The sequence below is a fragment of the Mycobacterium sp. ACS1612 genome, from assembly GCF_001667505.1.
Taxonomy (GTDB): Bacteria; Actinomycetota; Actinomycetes; order Mycobacteriales; family Mycobacteriaceae; genus Mycobacterium.
The window spans coordinates 1-20,227 of record NZ_LZHZ01000036.1 but is presented as its reverse complement, the minus strand read 5'-3'; the positions used below and the strand labels follow the sequence as shown (position 1 = coordinate 20,227).

Below are 20,227 nucleotides of genomic sequence, written 5' to 3'. Positions count from 1 at the left end.
CGGCGACAGGGCTGCGGCCAGTGGGATGGCGGGGCACACGACCGCGAGACCGAAGGGGCGGCGGGCGGTGGTCGGCGCGCTGTTGCTGGCGGTGGCGTTCGCGGGAGGATTCGCCGTCGCGATGCACAAGACGCTCACGCTCACCGTCGACGGCTCACCGATGACGGTCTCGACGATGAAGTCGCGGGTGATTGACGTGGTGCGGGAAAACGGCTTCGCTGTCGACAACCACGACCAGCTGTATCCGTCCGCCGATCAGCCGGTCCATCAGTCCGACACCATCGTGCTGAAACGCGGCCGGCCGTTGCAGGTGTCGGTGGACGGTGGGCCGATCAGGCAGACGTGGACGACGGCCTCGACGGTCGACGAGGCCCTCCAGCAGTTGTCGATGCGCGACGCCGCGCCTGCCGCGGCATCTCGTTTCAGCCGAGTGCCATTGGCCGGCATGGTGTTGTCGCTGGTCAGCGCGAAGAAGGTGCATATCGTCGACGGCGGTGTGGCCAGCGACCGGCGGCTGGCGGCGCCTAATGTGAGGCTCTTGCTAGCGGCGGCCGGTGCGCCGCTCGCGCAACGCGACCAAGTGTTCCCGCCGGCGTCGACGTCGGTCACCGAGGGCATGAAGATCGCGGTCACTCGTATCCGGACGTTCACCGTCACCACGCGGATCACGCTGCCGCCCCGGGCGTATCACATCCAGGATCCGACGATGAACATGAGCCGCCACGTTGTGGAGGACCTGGGCACCACTGGAACCCAGGTTGTCACCTTCACGGTGTCGACCGTCAACGGCGTCGAAACCGCGCGGTCGCCCGTGAAGAACGAGATCGTGGCACCCGCCCGGCCCTTGGTGCTGCGGGTCGGTGCCAAGCCGGGCACCCAGGTGCCGCCGGTGCGCAACGGTGCGACCTGGGACGCGCTGAGTGCCTGTGAGTCCGGAGGCAATTGGGCGATCAACACCGGCAACGGTTTCTATGGGGGCGTGCAGTTCGACCAGAGCACGTGGGACCGGCACGGTGGACTGCGTTACGCGCCGCGAGCAGACCTGGCCACCCGGGAAGAGCAGATCGCAATCGCCGAGGTGACTCGGGCAGTTCAGGGCTGGGGCGCCTGGCCGGTATGCAGCGTCAGAGCGAGGTTGCGCTGACCATTCGCGTGCTCAGCGGTGATCGGCAGTCGTTGGGTCGAATATCGCCCGCAGAGGCGCACGATGCGCTAGCGCGTCATACAGCCTGACTTCCGGGCTGTCGACGGCTTCGGCCCAGCTGCATCACGATCGCATTTCGCACCCTAATTCTGCGGATGGCGCACCATTGATGGTGATGGAATCGGTGCCGACAAGGACGTCGGAGCAGGGCAGGTAACCAGATGACGCACGGGGGGTACGGGGGCGGTCAGCCCGACCCGTTCGGTCCGGACCCCGTCGGTGGTCCGCCGAGCACCCAGGGCTACCTGCCGCCGCTCACCACCGGTCCTCCTACGACGACAGGTCCGGTCTTCCCGCCAGGCGGTGAAGTCAACACGTTCGCGACCCTGTCGATCGTGTTTGCGTTCGTGTTCGCCCCTGTCGGCGCGGCCCTGGGCCACGTTGCGCTCTCACAGATAAAGCGGCGCGGGCAACGCGGTCGCGAACGAGCGATAGTGGGCATCACCATCTCTTACGTGATCATCGTGTTGGCGGTGATTGCGCTGGTGATCTGGCTCCTGCTCGCCGATGGCTCGGAATCCCCTTCACCGCCCAACCAACCGACGGCCACAATGACGCCGACACAACCCGCGCCACCCCCACGCACCACGGTCTTCACGCCGCCCCCGCCGCAGCGGCCGACGGTCAGAGTGGAGCAGCTTCGAGTGGGCGACTGCGTCGAGGTCCAGCAGACTCAGCCGGACCCCACCAAAGGGCCCGACACGAACGTCATCCTCATTTTTCCGGTGCGCTGCGAGGTCCGCGACGGCGTATTTCGGGTAGACCAGATCTTGCGGAGCAGTGCATGCCCTGGCCAGACACTGTTCGACAGGGGAGAAACTGTATTCGCGTGCATCTCGGATTTCCGAGGCTGATGATGATGAGGTTGTGTTCACTGACTGGCCGTAGCGGGCCGCTGGCGAGGTGCTCCGATGCGCCCCAGCGGTAATCCCTTCGAGCCGCAGTCGGCGGATCCGTTCGGGACGCCGTACGGAGACCAGTCCGCGCCACCGAGCACAACCCCGTTCCGCTATGGTCCACCGTCTGCCGACTACAACACCTTCGCGGTGCTGTCGCCGATCTTCGCCGTCGTGGTACCGCCGGCCGGGGTGGTGTTGGGGCACCTCGCTCTGCCGCAGATCCGCCGCACCGGCGAACGCGGACGCAACGCCGCGATCGCTGGACTCGTCATCGGCTATCTGATGTGTGTGCTGCTGATCGCCGCCCTCATCTGGTGGCTGGCCAGTGATTCGAACCCTGGCCAGGGGATCGCCCAGTCGTCGACGCCCACCACCCCGTATCAGGCTCCGCGCCGACCCTCGACGGTGACCTCGGTGGCCCCCGCGCCAGTCGTTCCCCGGATCAAACTCGACCTCGCCACGGTGCCGGTCGGCACCTGCGTTGAGATTCAGCTGCGCAGCGACGAGGGCAACGACGCGTTGGACCTGTTCAAGGTCGACTGCGCGCACAAGGAAGGGGTGTACACCGTCACCGCGCGGGTCTCCGCCAACTACGAATGCCGTTCCGTCTACGTCGCCGCGCCGCGCGACCACTCCTTCGCCCTGTGCCTGAACCCCTACTGATGCCGATGAGTCAACCCGATCCGTTCGATTTCAGCGACTTCGGCCCGTCCGCTGGAGGTCCCGCCGGACCGCGCACCGGCTCGGGTTCGCGACCGTCGGGTGCCGACTTCTCCACCGGCTTCGATCCCTGGGCCAATCAGCCGAAGACCCAGCCGCGGCAGCGACGCCAGGACGCCTCCGACCGTGACACCTTCGGCCAGGCGATCACGGCGGAGACGTTGCCCACCGCCGGGCCACCGCTCAAGTGGTTCGGCGTGGCGCTGGTGACGGCCGCGGCTGGGGTGGTGCTCGCCGTGGTCAGCGCCACCGGCGGTGGCGGCGTCTTGGCGCCCGCGCTGGCGGGCTGGCTTCTGGCAGGTCCGCTCGCAATCGGCGCATTGGCGGTCTACACCCGTGTCGACACCCGCAGGCGCACCGAGTCGATCTATTCGGCGCCACGCTGGGCGGCACGGTTGTACTGGGCTGTGCTCGTCGTGTGTCTGGTGGGCATCGCATTGGGCGCGTGGCAGATCGCGCTGTGGGCGGGCAGGCAGTAGATGTCCAAGACACCGCGAATCATGCTGCCGCTCAAGCGAATCGCGCAGCTCTTCGCCGTCGCGTTGATGATCGCGGCGGTAGCCGGCTGGTCGATCCAGTCGGCGCATGCCGAGCCGTCCGGCGGCGGCGCAAAGCGCTTCGGCGCCTGCCTGGCCGCCCAGAAGGCTGGCGACCTGGTGCTGCTGTTCGACGAGTCCAGCAGCCTGCAGGGCACCGATCCTCAGGCGGCCCGGGTGCAGGCGGCGCGCTACCTGCTGCAGACGCTGGGCAGATACGCCGACCGCGTGGGCGCGAATCTCGAGGTCGCCACCGCGGGATTCTCGGACACCTATACGCGCGAACAGGATTGGACGAAGCTGACCGCGTCCACCGCCGACCAGGTCGGTGCCCAGCTGTCCAGCATCGCCACCAGGAACACCGGTATCGACACCGATTACTGGCTGGCGCTGGACGGGGCCCGCCAGGAGTTGGCAACCCGCGGACAAGGACCCAACGGCGGGCAGCGCTGCCAGGCCATCGCATGGTTCTCCGACGGCAAGATCGATTTCACCCAGCGGGCCACCTCCAAGCCCTACGCCGACGGGGTCAGCCTGGACAGCCCGACGGGCGTGGCCGACACCACCAAGAGGGCCGTGGAGTCGATCTGCCGGCCGGGCGGCGTCGCCGACCAGTTGCGCAGCAGTGGCATCATCATGCTGGGAATCGGCTTGGGCGCCAACAAGACCCCCGGCGACTTCGACGTGATGTCGGCGATCAGCACGGCCCAGGGACTCAACGGCATGGCGTGCGGGAACATCATCGACCCGATACCGGGTGACTTCTATCCCGTCTCCAACATCGACGACATGCTGTTCGGGTTCGACGCGCTCAACCCGGACCCGGGCACCACCGGGCAGGGCCCGGTCTGCCAATTGCGGGTGTGCCCGGAGGCGCGGCACAACTTCACGCTGGACCGCTCCATCAAGTCGGTCGACATCCTGGGTTCCGGCGGAGTGGCCGGGGTGGTGCCCTACCTGATCTCGCCGTCGGGCAAGACCGTCGAACTGCCCAAGAAGGACGGCCGCAACACCACCGACGTCGACGGCGTGCCGGTGAGCTATGAGTGGCAATCCGATTCAGCGCAGACCATTTCGCTGCGCAACACCGGCGGCCCGCAATGGCCCGGTCAGTGGGCGATCGTCTACGTCGACACCACCGGTCAGCACCCCGACGCGGTATCGCGGGTCTCCATCCACATCACCACCGACATCTTTCCGGCGCTCGCCAACGCCGACAAAGTTCCGTGGCGCAGCGGCCAAGTGGTGAAGGGTCTGACGTTCGGTCTCGTCGACGGCTCCGGCAAGCCCATGCAACCGACGGACCTGGCCGGGACCGCCACCATGTCGGCGGCGCTGGCACCCGACGGCGCGGCACCCATCCCACTGCTGGAATCCGTGGCCAAAACCGACATCGCCAACCCGGTCGACGCCGACCTGACGAAAGTGAATCCCGGGCGCGCGCTGCTGCGGATGTCGTTGGTGATCACCACCGCGCCGGCCACCGACCCCTCCGGCGCCCAGATCGCGCCCGGCACCCAACTGTCACCTCAGGACGTCGACGTCCCCGTGCAGATCCTGCCCAAGCTCGGCCTGCCGGTACCGGGCGAGCGGATCGATTTCGGCACCGTGGAAGCGGCCAAGGGTGCGACCGCGTCGCTCACCATCACCGGCCCGGGCTGCGCCTGGATCGCCGACACCGATGCCGCCAAGGTGGCGGCCGCACCCGATGACATCGGCACCGCGAAGCTGTCCTCCACGGCGAACTCCGCTCAGAACTGCGTGAAGGTGCAGGCGGGCCAGACCGGGCAGCTGCCGGTGACGCTGCGCACCGACCGCGACGGCCACGGTGGGCTGACGGGGACGGTGCCGATACATGTTGCCGCCCTTGACAACCCTGGCGATGCACAGGTCGTGGATGTGCCGTTCGTCGCATCGCTGATCAAGCCGTTGAACACCACCAACTTCGTCCTGGTGTTCCTGGCTGCGCTACTGCTGGGTCCGGGCATCCCGCTGGCGCTGCTGTACGCGGCGAAGTGGTGGGTCAGCAAGATCCCCGACACGCCGATGCTGGCCGATCGGATCCCGGTCGAGGTGACCAACGATGTGGTGCTGCGCGACGGGCAACCTTTCGCGTTGGCAGACACCGACCTGATCCGGCCGGTGCCCGGCCTGGCCGGCGGCGCTCGCCGAGTCTCGGTGCAAGGCGTCACGCTCACCACGACCATCGGCCGCAGCCCGTTCGGCCCCGGCCATGTGACCGTCGACGCCGACGGTCTGATCAGTGTGGGTTCGGCGCTGCCTGCGACCGACCGCACCGGGCTGCGCGCCGTGCTGCCGCTGGCCGTGCACAACAAATGGGTGGTCCTGCACGATCCCCGCGGACCGGCCAACGTCGCCGACGTGCTGCTGCTGGTCGGCGGGCGCACCGACACCGCGGCACGTGAGCGGCTCTACGAAGACGTCGGCCGTCGACTGCCCGAACTGCTCGACGGGCTGCGGCTGCGGGCGGTCCAAGCCGGCCTGGCTGTCTCGGATGAGGAAGCGCGACAAGCGGTTTCGCCGTTCGGCGAACCCGCGACGGGTGCTCCGGCGGCCTACGACCCAGATCCGTTCGACCCGTTCAGGGAAGGAAAGTGAATGCGACGGTTCCTCATAGTGGGATGCGGTGGTTCCGGCGGTGCCACGCTGGCGTTCATCATGGATCAGCTGCGCTCCGAGCTGCACGCCGCAGGCATCGAAAGGCTCTTGGGCGGTTGGCAATTCGTTCAGATCGACGTCCCGAGCGCGCCCGAGACCGGCCCCGAGGGGCTGGCCAACGTGCCCGAGCAGGGCGGCACGTACATCGGGTGCGGACCGCAGGGCAGCAGCTACGCGATCCTCGACGGGGCAGTGTCGCAGCGGCTGGCCGCCGAATCGGCGTTGGACACCATCGCCACCTGGGCGCCACGCAACCCGCAGGAGGTGGCCATCCCGATCTCGGCGGGCGCAGGCCAGTACCGGGCCATCGGCCGGATGATCACGCTCAGCAAGGCCACCGAGATCCACACCCGCCTGCAGGACGCGTGGGATGCCCTGTTCCGGGTCGAGACGATCTCGCAGATGTCCACCGTCGACGTGCCGGGCATGGGCAAGTTCGACCCCAACGAGCCGCCGCTGGTGCTGGTGGTCTCGTCGATGGCAGGCGGCGCAGGGGCGTCGATGGCGCTGGATGTGTGCCGGCTGCTGACGCTGGTGTCGGGACTCGACCCGAAACTGATGGGCGTCTTCATGGTGACGCCCGACATCTTTGATTCGCTTCCGCAAAGCTCCATCGTCGGGGTGCGCGCCAATTCGCTTGCCATGCTTGGGGAGATCGTGGCCAGCCAAGCGGGCTCGGCGCGCGAGCACGACGTCCGGCTGATGCGGGCGCTTGGCCACCAGCACGGCGAAGGAGAGCCGATCCCGTTCGCGCGGGTGTTCCCGGTGGGCCGGTTCATCGGCGCGGACCGCACACTGTTCGGGGACGGCTCGCAGTGGGCCGTGTACCGCGGACTGGCCCGCGGCCTGGCGGGGCTGATGATGAGCGGCGCGGCAAGCGACCAGTTCGTCTCCTACGACTTGGGCAATACGGCGTCGCCGGAGGGCGACCGCGACCTGCTCGGCTGGGGCATCTCTGCGTGGGACGTATTACCTTGGGGCACTTACGGTTTTGCCAGCTTGAGCATGGGCCGCGACCGATACGCCGAGTACGCCGCGCAACGGCTGGCGCGCAGCTGCGTGGACAAGCTGCTGTTCGGACATCTGCAGGCCGGCAACCCGGCGTCGAGCACCGAGCAACTCGATTCGCTCCTGAGCAGCCAGTGGCAGGCGCATTGCGCCGAGCTGGATCTGCCGGCCAACCCCGGCGACGAGCAGACCAGGACCGGCATCCTCGGCCGCTGGATCGGGTCTGAGGCCTTCGCCGCCGAGTCGGTGGCCGCCACCGTCAACGGGCTCATCGACCGGCAGCTGCGAGGCTATCTGCCCAACCCGGAGGGCATGACCGCAGAGCAATGGGTCCCGATCTTCCGTCAGGCTCTTCGCAACCGGAGCAGCGAACTCCTGCGAGCCTGCGACGACGCCGCCTACGCAATGGCGTTCAGCTGGCACCGCGAGTTCGCCGGGCGCATCGAACAAGTGGTGGGCGGGACGATCGCGACGATGGGCCTGCCCTATGCCCGGGAACTGGTCGACCGGTTACGCCGCCACATCGACGACGTGCTCGCCCCGGGGGTGGCGCAGCTCGCGACGATGGGCCCGCAGGACATCGTCGCGGTGCCGCCGCAAGTGGATGCGGCGCTGCGCTCGATGCGCGGGGTGATGACCAACGCCGATCAGGTGCTGGCGACGGCGCTGGACGGGTTCCGCGCAGGCGTGCGACGCCAACTGTTCGCCGACGCCGCCGGGCGCATCGCCGATGTGATGAGAGTGGTGGGCGCCGAGTTGCTGCGGCCACTGCGCGACGCGCTCGGCGAAGCGATGGTGCTGCTGGAGCAGGCGCGCGCGGAGGTGCCCACCGACGTCGGGCTCGCGCGGCTGACCACCGACCAGTACGCGGCCTGGCCCGCCGACGCCGACGAGCTGGTGCCCGCGCGGTTCGCCGAAGCCAACAACGAGGTCCTGCTGATCAGCTCGTCGGCCTTCAAGGGCCGCTACGAGCTCGATCTGCCCAAGGCCGTGGCAGGTGCCAACGCAATGGTGCCGCTGCGCACCGCCATCGACGACGCGACGACACAGGTGATCCTGGGACAGTGGCGCACGACCGGCGGGGTGTCCGCACCGGGAGGTCTGATCGAACGCACCGCGACCTGGGTGACCCGCGCCCTGGGCACCGACCCCGAGACGAGCCGGCCCCGGGTGCCGTCGATGGCACAGTTCGACGTGCACACCCGCCCGGCGGAGCTGCTGACCCGGGCCCGGCTGTATGTGGGCAGGCCGGGGGAGTCGTTCGACGAGTTCTGCAAGGTGTCGCTGCGCGACTTCGTGCAGGGCGCGGGCGCGGCGGAATCGGAACTGGTCATGCGCCGCCGGGACATCACCACCAAGTTCGCCGAGGCGCTGTCGCTGGCCCGCCCGCTGGCCAGCGTGAACGACGAAGCGCTGCAGCGGGTGCATCCCGGGCAGCAGACCGAGTACCGCTACAAGTTCTCCGAGGTGCCCTTCGCCGGCCAGCCCGTCGCCGACGCGCTGTTCGACGTGCTGCGCACCAACCCGCGTATCGACCAGGCCACCAAGGACAACTACCACCGTTCGCTGTCGGACGAGGACAGCGTGACACGGGTGGACATCTTCGGCTCCTATCCCAACTACTCGCCGCTGGCGTTCGACTCGGTGCTCAAGCCCGCTGCCCAGCAGTGGGCCCGGATCGCCGGGCCGGGCCGCGGGACGTTCTGGCGCTATCGGCGCGCGCGACCCCTGCCGGCGTCACTGCCGATGACCGACGACGAGCGCCGCGCGATGACCGCGGGATGGTTCCTCGGCCAGATCGTGGGCCGGATTCACATCCCGGACTCGCCGTACACCGACGCGGTGCGCATCTACGACGCCGATGCCGGGCACTGGCTGAACTTTCCCAACCCGCTGTTGACACCGCCGTCGGCGTTCATCGCCACCTATGACTGGCTGCCCGCAGTGCTGGAGAGCATCCTGCTTGCGATCGCCCAGTCCCACGAGCCGCCGGTGATGCACACGCTGCGGCCGTATGGCGTGCTGCGGGAACTCTACGACGCACATTCGCAGGATCCGGCCAGCGGCATCGTCGAGTTGTCGGCCAGCGACGTGCTGCGCGAGTTCCTCACCGGCAGCGCCGCTGTGCCGGGCGTGACGCCGCGGATCGAGACGATCGCCGCGGCCGAAAGCCCCGAGCAGCGCGCCGCCGCCGCGCAGGAGTGGCTGACGAATGTGCGCGACGTCGCCGCGCAGTATCTGCCGGGGGACATGCCCGGGGCGGCCTCCGGCGGAGTGTTCACATCGATCCCGACCCGGTCGACGGCGTCGAAGACGCCGATCTTCCGCGACCTCGCCCCTGACGTGTTCTGGGCGACGGAAGCCCTCATCCGGTTGTTGCAGCGCGAGGCCGCCGCGCTGGCGCAGGGCGCGGCGGCCGCCAGAACCGGCTATGCCGATGACGGGCCCCTGGTGATCCCGGAGGGCGGAACGTTCTGACGATGTCGATGCCGAGCAGTTCGCAGCAGGCGCTGACGGTGTTGGTCGCTCCGCACGCCAGGACGGAGGAGATCTTCGCGGTCTTGGCCGACTATTCCGCTGTCGGACTGCTCGCCGCGTTGGTGTGGGTGGACGCCGCCGACGTCGGTGGCGCGGGCACCCCGGCCACCGTGCTGCGTGACGGTCGAGCCGTCCCGGCGGTGCTGCAACAGTTGCTCACCGCCGAGCGCTACCAGCGGATCAGGGTGGTGATCTTGGTGCCCGTCGAGGTGCCGTCCGAAGAGCGCGTGCCTCTGGCGGTCGAACAGACCGTGGAGCAGATCGTGCGCAGCAGTTCGATGGGTGCGCGCATCACTCTGCTGCGTGTGCTGCTGACCCAGGGCGACGCTGTCCCGGCGGCCCCGGATTCGACCATGGTGCTCGAGGGGTGGCACAACCTGCTTGTCGCGCCTGAGGATTCGGCCGCGCCCGGCCTGGGTGCGGTGCCGAGCGGCCCGACCACCGACCCGCTCGAGTTCGCCCAACGCACCGCACCGGTGATCGCCGGCCTCGCCGGACTGTGGGCAGGACTGGAGCAGACACCGTTCGACAGGTTGGAGATCCTGCCCGGGCAGACGATGCGCGCGGTGCGGGCGTTCTACCGCCGGCTCGACAGCAGCGAGGTCGAAGAGCGCCTGCGCACCCAGCTGTTCGACCCAGCCGGACGCCTTCCACTACCCCGCGGCGGTGAAGTGCCCGTCGTCTACGTGGAGAATGTTGCCGCCGCCACGCAGACCATGGCCAGGGCGCTGTGGACCAAGCATAGAGACGTCCTCCGCGGGCCGCGGCTATCAGCCAGCGGTGTTGGCCCTCAAGCCATTTCGATATGGGCGGCATTGCGGATGTTCGTGACGTTCATGGGCGCCGCGCTACGGCAGGCGCCAGGGGCGTGGTGGTCGGCGGTGACGGGCTCGGTGTCGTCGGTGCTGGCGAGCACCGTGCAGGGCACGGTGTTCGGCGGCAGGGATTCAGCTTTTGCGGTGGTCACCAACACCGAGGTGGCCAACTGGCAGCACGTGGGCCGCAGCGCCGACACGCTGAACACCGCGCTGGGTGGAGAGCCGCCGCAACATCTCGCGCAGCGCGACCTCAGCGCGCTGTGGACGGATTTCGTCAGCGGGGCGCTGACCCTGGCCGACGGGGGCCGTCGCGCGGCGGGGCTGGATCCGGTTCCGGTCGGCTCGGGGGTCGGTGTGCTCGCCGTCGCCTCCGACGTGGTTCCCAGTGGCGCAGAATCCTTTTCGGCCATCCCCACCTCGCTGTCCGCAGTCATCGGGGTCAGCTCGGTGGAACCGGCCGATGTGCTCGGCGTTGCCGACCTGCGCGAGCGGCTGCAACGCGCCTACTCCGACCCCGCTGCCGGCGTCGAAGCGCGTACCGCGGCAACCGAATTAGAAGGCTGGCAACGGTTCGTGTCGAAAAGCTATGCCTGGCAAGTCGGTTCCATCCTCGCCGACTTCCTGCACCGGGCCCGCCGCGAGGTCGCCCAATTGGTGGGCGAGATCCAGCAGGCCACCAACCGGGTGTCGGCAGGCGAGCGACTGCAGGCACGCCAGCGGGCGATCGGCGTCATCCTGAAAACATTCTTCTGGTCGCTGATTCTGGTCCTCGTCGTGCTGGCCGGGATCGCGGCCGCGGGTTGGGTCCGCTGGCCGTTCGCACTGTGGACGGGCGGCGTGATGCTCGGCCTCTACATTCTGGCGTCGCTGGCGTTGTTCCTGTTCGCGCAGCGAGATCTGTTCGCGGAAAAGCACTTACGACAATCCCAGCTGGACGAGCTGGAGACCATGCAGGCCAACCTGCGTACGGCGCTGCAGGACGTCAGCCGGCTGTCCACCGCGTACGGACAGCTGCTGTCGTGGTGCCGGGTGCTGGGCGCGGTGCTGCGTGCGCCGTTCGGGCCTGCACCGGTGGCGCAGCCCGCACCCGGCCGGCTCTTGGACGGTCTGCCCCGCTCGACCCAACTCGGTGTCGCCGACCCCGACGAGCGGCAGGGCGCCGACGCCGCACATGCAATCCAGCGGCGCCTCTACGCCCTTGGCTGGCTGACCCAGCCGTGGCAGGACATGATCAACGGGGTGGCCGCACGGTTACGTGAAGAACCCGAGATGCTGTTCCGGATGCCGGGCATCGGCACGCAATCCGGACTGGATCAGTGGTCGTCAGCGGTCGCTTCCGGGCACGTTCAGCCCACCGGCGCCGACGCGCTGTGGGCGCGAGTCGAGCAGATGTTCGCCGAGGGACACGGTGAGGTCGCCGACGCGCTCACCGGCACGGTCCTGATACCCGGTGAAGAACGGCACGTGCCTGCCCGGCAATTCGGCGCGGGCATCACCGAGCGCAGCGACGGGCGGCCCGCCCCGTTCGACGCGTCGCTGTTCACCCACACCGCCATGACGGCGGGTCGTGCAAGCATCGCGGTCGACGAGGCCGCGGTCGCGCGCGGCGGGTTGGGGTACCACGCCGTGGTGGTGCAGGCCAGTGATGGGTTGCCGCCCTACGACTTTGCGCTGTTCGCGCCCCGCGTCGCCGTGGCACCCGACGGCGAACAGGACGCGACGTCGTCCGGTGGGCGGGAGCGCCGCGACGTGCCGCCCCGTCAGGACATGGTGTTCTAGCGATGCCCGACCCGCAGCACATCGACGCGGCCGACGATCCGCGACTGCCGGCGCTGATGGCGTGGCGGCAGCGGCTCATCGACGCCGGTGCGGTGTCGCGCACCAGTTTCAAGGAAGCCCATCTTCGTCTGGTGCTGCGCTCGGGCCGCACCGACGTCGCACAGATCCGGGCCATGCTGCCGCCCTCGGCGGCCGAGCACGCCGACGAGATGGCCCGGCTGCTTGCCGAGCTGGAAAACCGAAGGGGCAGCGTTGCGGTCGTTACTGACAACGCGCCTTCCACCGATGCCCTTGCCGAGCAAATCCCTTATCAGACAGATGATTTCGCGGCGTTCCAGTTGGGCGAGCAGCGCGGCGACGTGCACCCCATCGGGCTGCGGCGGCGGCGCGACGAAGCGCAGTCCGGTGCGCTCGAGTTGACGTGGCCGCCATACCCGCCCGCCGGGGATGACACCGTCGTCATCTATCGGATCGTGAGCGACGAAGACGACCCGCCCTACTCGCCGGACCGGGCCTATCTGCTCGGCGTCACCACCGCTACGTCGGCGCTCGACGAACGGCCGCCGCGTGGTTCGGTGCGCCACTACCAGGTGTGGGTCAACAGCGGACCCACCCGCGCACAGGCGTTGGCCGCTCAGCCGGTCAAACACGCGGAGGCGGCGCTGGTGAGCCCGGTGCGGGACTTCACCATTCGTGAAGACGGCGGCCAGGTCATCGGCCGGTGGACCGTCCCGTCGGCGGTGAGCGACGTGTTCGTCTATCGCATCCCGGCGCAGGAGACCGGCCGCGAGGGACTCGAGCACCGCATCCTGCGGGGCAGCGACACCCGTGACGGGTTCGTCGACACCGAGGCGCTGCGCGGGCAGCGCTACCTCTACCGGGTGCGCTGCGCGGCCACGATCGGCGGTGTCATCCGGTTGTCGGAGGCCACCGAAGCGACCGTCGACGTGTCGGCCGTGCTGGCGCCGGTGACCGATCTGTCGTTGGGCGCCCACAGCCAGGACGGGACGCGCTTCGAGTTGACGTGGACGCCGCCGCCGACCGGCACAGTGGTCATCTACCGCAGCCAGACCCCGCCCAGCGCGGGCGCAGAAGCGGTCGAGTTGCCCGAAGCCACGCTCGAGCAGATCGGGCTGCACCCGGTCCAGCGCTTGACGCAGCCGGTGTCTCTGCGCCGCGACGAGCACGGCCACGACAATGCGGTGATGTCGGGGGTGTCGTGGCCCGACAGTTGGAGCCGGGCCTACTTCACCCCGGTGACCGTGCTGACCGGTCGAGCACTGCTGGGCACCACGGTGTCCTCGGTACGCACCGGAGTCATTCACGACGTCAACCTGGCGGAGTACTGCAACAAACAGGTGCTCACGTTCGACTGGCCTGCCGGCGCCGCGGCGGTGGTCGCGCATCTGGCGCCCAAGGGGCACGATCCGCGAAAAGGGTTGACGGGCAAGTCATTTGAGATCTCCCTGGAGGAGTACGAGAAATACGGCGGTATGCAGCTGTCCCGCCAGGAGTTACCCGCCGCCGGGTGCTCGCTGCACCTGGCCCCGGTGGCGTTTTCGGCGGGCCGCCGCGTTGTGGGCGCGATCCGCAGCGTGGAGTACGCCGGGCTGCTGCGCCTGCAGTACGCGGTGCGGATCGCCAGGGACCCCGACGGCTGGCCCGGTTACGCCACGGTCGCGTTGCGCTCGCAGTACGAGCTTCCCGGCTCTCCCGCGTTCGTGTTGATCCACAATCCGCAACGCATCCCGCTGTCGATGCACGACGGGCAAGCCGTCGACGCGGTGCCGGTCAACGAACACGGTCAGATCGTCGGGGAGGCGTCGAAGGAACTGCGGTGGTCGGCGCTGACGACGCACGGCACCGGCGAGATGTGGACGGCCAACGTGCACGGGCTGCGCGGCTGGATCCGGCTGTTCGTGAACACCCCGTCGCCCGCGCGACTGCGCACGATCGCGCTGCTGGACCCGCCGGTCGAGAATCTGCGGCTCTCCGCGGTGGCGCCATGACCGACCGCTACGGCCAACTGGCATACACGTCCTTCGACCCGCCGGGCTCCGCGGGCGGCTGGCAGATCAAGCAGGTCGCAGGCGGGTTGACCGGCGGAGAAACGCAAACTCTGCTCGCCGGAATGCGTACCGCGTTCCATGCCGTCGAACCGCTGCCGGCCTACCCGACACCGGAACAACTCGAGCGGGGCCCGCGCCGGCTGGCGTACCGACGCATCGACGCCCGCACAGCCGGCTACTGGCATACCGTTCCGGCCGGATCCGACAGCACCGGCCGGCCCGGCAATGTGTTCGCCCACGCCGTGCTGGACCGCGCTGCCGAGGCGGAGCCACCGCAGCGGCCGATTCAGCGCTGGCGGTCGCCGCGCTGGCTGTGTCCGTACGGGGCGGCCGCGGTGGCGCGCGCCGTCCTGCCCGACGAGGTGCCCGGTCCGGCGGTTGCGGTTACCAAGGACAGTGTGCTGACGTTCGCGCTGGACACCAGCACATGGCGGCTGGCCACTTTGTTCGGCCTGCTCGACGCGGTCGCCGCCGCGCTCGACGGCGGCCCGCCGGTGGTGCTCGGGGTACAGTCCGTCGACGCCGCCGCGCAGTGGATCGGCCTGGTGAGTTTCCTGATGTCGCCTGGCACGGCCGCGCAGCTGAACTTCTCCACGTTCGATCGCGCCGACCAGGTGGCGGCGGCGCTGCACAACGAGCAGCACCTGACCGCGGTGCCGGTCGTCGACGTGCGCGCGGTTCCCGCCGGGGTGGTGGTGATCGACGAGACCGCGACCCTGTCGTTGGGTGAGCTTGGGGGAGAACCACATCGCACGTCGGCGGGGCAGCCCATCGCGGTGACGCCTTGGTCGGCTATGGCGCAGGTGGTGCTGCTCGAGCCGGGCTCGGCGCGCGCGGTGCTCGACGACATCGACCGCTACGCCACCCAGGTTCAGGACACCGCACTGCCACCGGCCTGGCCGATGGCGATGGCGGTGGCGAGCGCGGACAACTACGCCGACGCCCACACCGAGGCGCGCAGCGTCATCGCGGCGCACACCCCTCGCGGGGTGGACCCCGGCTCCGCGGCCGGCGCCACCATTTCGGGAGTCATGACGCAGTTGGTCGGCACCAGGACCGCCGACGCCTGGGAGGCGGTGCAGCACGCGCCCGCCGGTCTGGCGGCTGAGCATGCCGACCTGACGTATGCGTGCCGCGCGATCACCGACGACACCTGGTTGAGTCAATTGGGTCCAATCCCGTTGGGCCCGAGGAAGTTTGACAGCGGCTCGATCCCGGCCGAACTGTCCGCGGCGATCGGGCCCGCGCTGGAGCAGGCGCGTGACGTCGGCGCCGAGCAGGTGCTGCGGCTGGTCGATTTCTTGATGCGCGCCGGTGTCGACGACGACCGGCTCCCGGCGGCGCTGCGCCGCGATGTGGTGCCAACGCTGACCGACCCGCATTCCGGTCCGCGGCTGGTCCATCGGCTCGGGCAGCGCACCGGCACACAGGTTCGGCTGGTGCTGGCCGCCGAGTCGCTGCGGGGCGCGCTGGACGAAGACGTACTCGGCTGGCTGGCGGAGGGTGTCGCCGCGCCTGCTCCGTCCGAGCTGGCGCACGCCTGCCCGTGGGACGCCGTATGGACGCGTGCGGCGCTTCGCGGGGCGCGCGCCACGGCCGACTCGGTCGACGGCTGGCTGCTGTTGTGGTGGCTGCGCGTCAGCGGATCGCCGTGCTTTGAGCAGATGGCCGCCGCGCACGTGTGGGAACCGGCGGCGCTGCTGGCGGCCGCCGGTGGCGCACCGCCTGGGCAGTCGGCGCTGTTGACCCTGGTGGGCGCGCCGGACTCGGCGGCACTGCGAGAACTGGCCGCTGCGGTGACGGAGGCCAACGCGGACGATACCGCTGTGGCGTGCGCCGGCGTGCGGCTGCTCGAGCCGCGGATGTGGGTCGACGAAGGCCGCACGGAGACCTACCTGTCCAGCTGCAGCGCGCACTGGGACACCGCACTTTCCCTGGTTGCCCCCGACCTGTTGCATCCGGACTTCACAGTGCGCCTCTTGACGTTGGCGGTGCTCGCGGCGATCACGGGTCAGCCCTACCCGCCGGGATGTGCGGCGCTGGCCGAGGACCCGGCGCTCGGCGCCAACGCGGTAGCGCAGGTGATGGCGTTGACCGAGCAGCACGTCGTCTTGGCACCGGCGGTGCTGGCCGCCGGTCTGGTGCGTGAGGGCGCCCGCGGCGTGGACGGTGTGTTGGCGCAAGCCGCCCAACAGCTAGCCGCCACAAGGATCTTCACCGACCAGGAGATCGACGACGCGGCGGTGTTGATGGCGAAGATGTCAGGCGCCGAACCCGAAGGCGCAGCGCTGCGCAGAAACCGGAAACTGCTGACCAAGCTGCGGGTGGCGCCGTCAGTGGCGGCCAGGGAGCGTCGCTGATGCCGATTTATGTTGTGGGCGAGCGTAATCAGCGCGTCAGCATTCAGAACGAGGCACTCGCGGTGTCCGTCACCGGTTCCGTTGCCGGTGCGGAATTGGATGTACGCGCCGGTGCGCACCAGCCGGTGGTGCGCCCGACTGCCCATCGCGCGGTGTTGCCGCAGATCGCAGGCGAGGTGACCGTCGGTGTACGACCGGTCGGTGCGGCGAGATTCGGCGCCGGGACCGTCGTTCATCTCGAAATCGCGCACGACAACCCCGCGGACGTCGATCCGGTGCAGGTGCTGTTCGATCCGGTCGACGTGAGCGGCGAGTCGGACGTGGTGCTGGCCGCATTACGGCCGAACGGATCCCACATCGACGTCGGCGTCATCGCGGTGGCCGACGTGCCGCTGAGCCCGCTTGGGTCGGCGGCGCGCAGTTCCGCGCGGCAGCTGATCGGTCGCACGCCGGCGCGGCCCGACGATTCGGTTGTGGTGGCCCTGGACGTTTCGGCGTCGATGCGGCCGTGGTTCGCCGACGGCAGCGCCGCCGCGGCCACCGACATCGTGGTCGGCGTTGGCGCGGCGGCAGGCATCCGCAACGTGTCGGCGGTGTTCGTGGGGGCTGATGTCACGCCGGTGGTGGTCGGCGGCCGCAACGATGCGGGCCTGGCCGATGCGGTGCGGAACGCGACGCCGCGGTGGTCCGCTGGTGCGCGCTGGTCGCGATTGCTGCCTGGTCCCCGCACCATCGCCTGCGTTGACATTCCGACTTCCGATGTGCGGCAACGCTTTCCGATCATTGTTTTGTCTGATGACCGCCGGTTCGATGCGGCGGGGCCGCGGCTGCCCTCACCCCGGCAGGGTCACGACGCGTCGGCTGAATTACTGGCGCACCCGCAGGTGCTGGACCGGATCACCGCCGCTCTGGTGGGGGTGCTGAAGTGACGAAGTGCCCGCGGTGCTTTTCGGTGCTGACCTCGGCGCACCACTTGTGGATGGTGCCTCCGCAAGCCGGGGCCGGCCGCTACCTCGACGAGGTCGCATCGGCGTTCAACGGCGCGCCCGCCGAGAGCGGGCCGTTCTACAGGTGGGACCGGCCTGCGGGCTACCGCGGCCCGCCATCGTCGGCGACCGATGCCAGCAGGGCGCTGCAGGGCCCGGTTGTCGAAGTGTGCCCGGTGTGTCACTTCCCGTTGCCGGAGGGCTGGCGCGACGGTCATGCCGTCTGCATCGCCATGGCGGGCGCTCGCGCTACGGGCAAGAGCCTGTACATCGCCGTGCTGGTCAAACAACTTCAGCTGCTGTGCGAAAACCTGGGCTCCTCAATGGAACCCGCGACGCGCGCCACCGCCACGGCGTATTCCACCCACTACGAGACGCCGCTCTTCGTGCAGCGCGGACTCATCCCGCCGACCCCGACCGTGCACACGCAGGCGTCGCTGCAGCGGCAGCCCCTGATTTTCAGCCTCGGCATCTGGCATGACGTCCGGCGCTACCTCGTGCTGCGTGACGTGGCGGGCGAGGATCTGGAGACCGGGGACCTGAGCGCGCCGCCGTTCCGATTCTTCGCCAACGCCGACGCGGTCTTCTTCATGTTCGATCCACTGCGGGTCAAGTCAATTCGTGATCAGTTGCAGGATCTGCTGCCCGCCCAGTCGGTCAGCGGGGGAGACCCGCGTAGCGTGCTGAACAACGTGCTGTTGGCGACCGGGCACGGCCACCCGAGGCTGGCGGTGATCCTGTCTAAATTCGACGCCCTGCGGATACTGCGCGATGTGCAGGGCTCCGAGTGGAGCCTGATCATGTCCAACGCCGGCGCGGCGTATTCGCGTGACACGTCCGACTGGCCGGCCTACGACGAGGCGGGCGGACAACTGCTGCACGAAGAAGTACGCAGCCTGCTGACGCGGCTGAATGCGGGGACGATGGTGGCCGCTGTCGAAAACCCTTCCACCGGAAAGAGGTTGACGCACCGGTACTTCGTGGTGTCCTCACTCGGCCAGCCGCCCAGCGGTGACCGCCTGCACCCGCGCGGTATCGCCCCCTTTCGCTGCGCGGACCCCGTACGTTGGGTCACATCGGGGTCCGGGGTGTTGTGAGCTGTGGCGGCCTGGGGGGTCGATGAGGAGGATGGAAATGACGCACGGCGGCTACCGCGGAGATCCGTTCGGTGCCGATCCGTTTGATCCCTTCACGAGCGCTCCTGCTGCCCCCGAGACGCCGGCACCACAGCAGCAGGAGACCCATACGCTTGCCACGTTGTCGGTGGTGTTTGCGTTCGTATTCGCACCCGCGGGTCTAATTCTCGGCCATCTCGCGTTGTCGCAGATCCACCAAACCGGGCAACGCGGGCGGGACCGGGCGTTGGTCGGGGTGACGCTGTCGTATGTGTTCATCACGGTGGTCGTCGTGGCGCTGCTTGTCGCGGCCGCAGGCGTTCCCGCCAGATGACGCGCGCTCGCATGGCCCAGGCCGCTAATGTCGAGGGGAGGTGAGCTGCAGATGAACCAGGACTGGTATGGCGGCTCGGCCGGCCGCGACCACGATGACTTGTTCGGCGCTAATCCGTATCCGGAGCCTCCGGTCATATCGGCCCCGCCCCCGCCTCATTCGCAGACGAACACGTTCGCGACGCTGTCGCTGGTATTCGCGTTCCTGTTCGCCCCCGTCGGCGCCGTGCTGGGTCATCTCGGCCTTGCGCAGATCCGGCGCACCGGGCAACGCGGGCGCGACCGGGCGTTGGTAGGGGTGACGTTGTCTTACGCGTTCATCGTCATTGCGCTCGTCGCGGTGGTCGCGTGGGTGGTGGTCGACACGGGAACAGACAGACCCTCGACCGCGGCGTCGCCCCCTCCTGCTGCGAGGAGTCCCGCCGCCCCGGACGAGCGGCTGGTCAAGGCGGCCCAGCTGCCGCAGCTTCTGCTGGGCATCGACGACGTCAAGCAGGCGGTCAATGCGCCCGCTCTCGCCAAGGTAGACGAGGGGCCAGGCCTCAACGGTGACAAGGGAATCAACGTCACCCCCCGCGAGTGCATAGGCGCGTTGTTCGGTGGGGGTGCGTCGGCCTATGAGCGCAGCTCTTTTCGCGCGTCCTTCACGCGTGCGCTCTCTGGTGACGGGGAAAGCGGCATGATACTGCTTAACGAAACCGCATCGACGTTTGAAAACACCGCAGCAGCAACCAATCTCGTGGCACGGACGGTTGGCCAGTGGCGCGGCTGCGCAGGGAAGTCGGTGACGCTGATCGTCGACGGAAATCCGCTCCTGCTCGACGTCGGAGAACCGGTGCAAAACGGCACGGTCATGGTGTTGCGAAACACTTTGCGCGGTAGCAAATCCGGTTTCAGCACCGATCGGGCCATCACATCGGAAGCGAATGTCGTCATCGACGTGGACGCGCAGGGCTTCGACCTTGGCGACAGCGTGCAGACGATAGCCGACCGCATCTTGGACAGGGTGCCGAGCTGAGGCGCGATGGGGGACACCTACCGGGGCGGCGGGGGTGTGGTCACGACATGCACGCGACGCCGGTTAGCCACGGCGACAATCAGCCATATCCAGGCCCAGCCACCGCAGGCCCAGAAGGTCAGCAGCGTGAGCACGGCGTGCAGTGCGTGGTTGGGTCCGGTGATC

The 20,227-nt window shown here is 68.9% G+C and carries 13 protein-coding genes; all 13 read left to right on the top strand.

The features are described 5' to 3' along the window. Positions 1 to 25: 25 nt before the first annotated feature. On the top strand, positions 26 to 1,144 hold the full coding sequence (locus A5724_RS16535) for a resuscitation-promoting factor (RefSeq protein ID WP_067804016.1): 1,119 nt from the start codon (positions 26 to 28) through the stop codon (positions 1,142 to 1,144). A 221-nt stretch (positions 1,145 to 1,365) separates the two neighbouring features. Then, entirely contained in the window at positions 1,366 to 2,058 is a 693-nt protein-coding gene (locus A5724_RS16530; RefSeq protein WP_082965079.1) for a DUF4190 domain-containing protein, read from the top strand. 57 nt (positions 2,059 to 2,115) lie between these two features. Beyond that, the gene (locus tag A5724_RS16525; protein ID WP_067803939.1) at positions 2,116 to 2,766 is read left to right on the top strand and encodes a DUF4190 domain-containing protein; all 651 of its coding nucleotides are present in this window, start codon (positions 2,116 to 2,118) and stop codon (positions 2,764 to 2,766) included. A 5-nt stretch (positions 2,767 to 2,771) separates the two neighbouring features. Further along, complete coding sequence (locus A5724_RS16520; RefSeq protein WP_156752317.1) at positions 2,772 to 3,302, top strand: hypothetical protein; 531 nt, start codon at positions 2,772 to 2,774, stop codon at positions 3,300 to 3,302. Then, positions 3,303 to 5,978 (top strand): vWA domain-containing protein, encoded by a 2,676-nt coding sequence (locus tag A5724_RS16515; RefSeq protein ID WP_197518687.1) that lies wholly within the window; start codon positions 3,303 to 3,305, stop codon positions 5,976 to 5,978. Next, positions 5,979 to 9,524, top strand: coding sequence for a tubulin-like doman-containing protein (locus tag A5724_RS16510; protein ID WP_067803933.1), 3,546 nt, complete (start codon positions 5,979 to 5,981; stop codon positions 9,522 to 9,524). It begins immediately after the preceding gene. 2 nt (positions 9,525 to 9,526) lie between these two features. Further along, the gene (locus A5724_RS16505) at positions 9,527 to 12,181 is read left to right on the top strand and encodes a hypothetical protein (RefSeq protein WP_082965078.1); all 2,655 of its coding nucleotides are present in this window, start codon (positions 9,527 to 9,529) and stop codon (positions 12,179 to 12,181) included. Between the two features lie 2 nt (positions 12,182 to 12,183). Further along, positions 12,184 to 14,190: a hypothetical protein gene (locus tag A5724_RS16500; protein ID WP_067803930.1), complete on the top strand. Its 2,007-nt coding sequence runs from the start codon at positions 12,184 to 12,186 to the stop codon at positions 14,188 to 14,190. Then, positions 14,187 to 16,610, top strand: a complete 2,424-nt coding sequence (locus A5724_RS16495; protein WP_067803927.1) for a hypothetical protein — start codon at positions 14,187 to 14,189, stop codon at positions 16,608 to 16,610. Before A5724_RS16500 ends, A5724_RS16495 begins: the two co-directional genes overlap by 4 nt. Beyond that, positions 16,610 to 17,539, top strand: a complete 930-nt coding sequence (locus A5724_RS16490; protein WP_067803924.1) for a hypothetical protein — start codon at positions 16,610 to 16,612, stop codon at positions 17,537 to 17,539. The genes A5724_RS16495 and A5724_RS16490 overlap by 1 nt, the downstream gene beginning before the upstream one ends. Continuing rightward, complete coding sequence (locus A5724_RS16485) at positions 17,536 to 18,693, top strand: hypothetical protein (RefSeq protein WP_067803921.1); 1,158 nt, start codon at positions 17,536 to 17,538, stop codon at positions 18,691 to 18,693. The genes A5724_RS16490 and A5724_RS16485 overlap by 4 nt, the downstream gene beginning before the upstream one ends. A 37-nt stretch (positions 18,694 to 18,730) precedes the next feature. Next, positions 18,731 to 19,045 carry a DUF4190 domain-containing protein gene (locus A5724_RS16480; protein ID WP_232004866.1) on the top strand — a complete coding sequence of 105 codons (315 nt, stop codon included), beginning with the start codon at positions 18,731 to 18,733 and terminating at the stop codon, positions 19,043 to 19,045. A gap of 51 nt (positions 19,046 to 19,096) precedes the next feature. After that, positions 19,097 to 20,062: a sensor domain-containing protein gene (locus tag A5724_RS16475; protein WP_067803913.1), complete on the top strand. Its 966-nt coding sequence runs from the start codon at positions 19,097 to 19,099 to the stop codon at positions 20,060 to 20,062. The last annotated feature ends 165 nt before the right edge of the window (positions 20,063 to 20,227 follow it).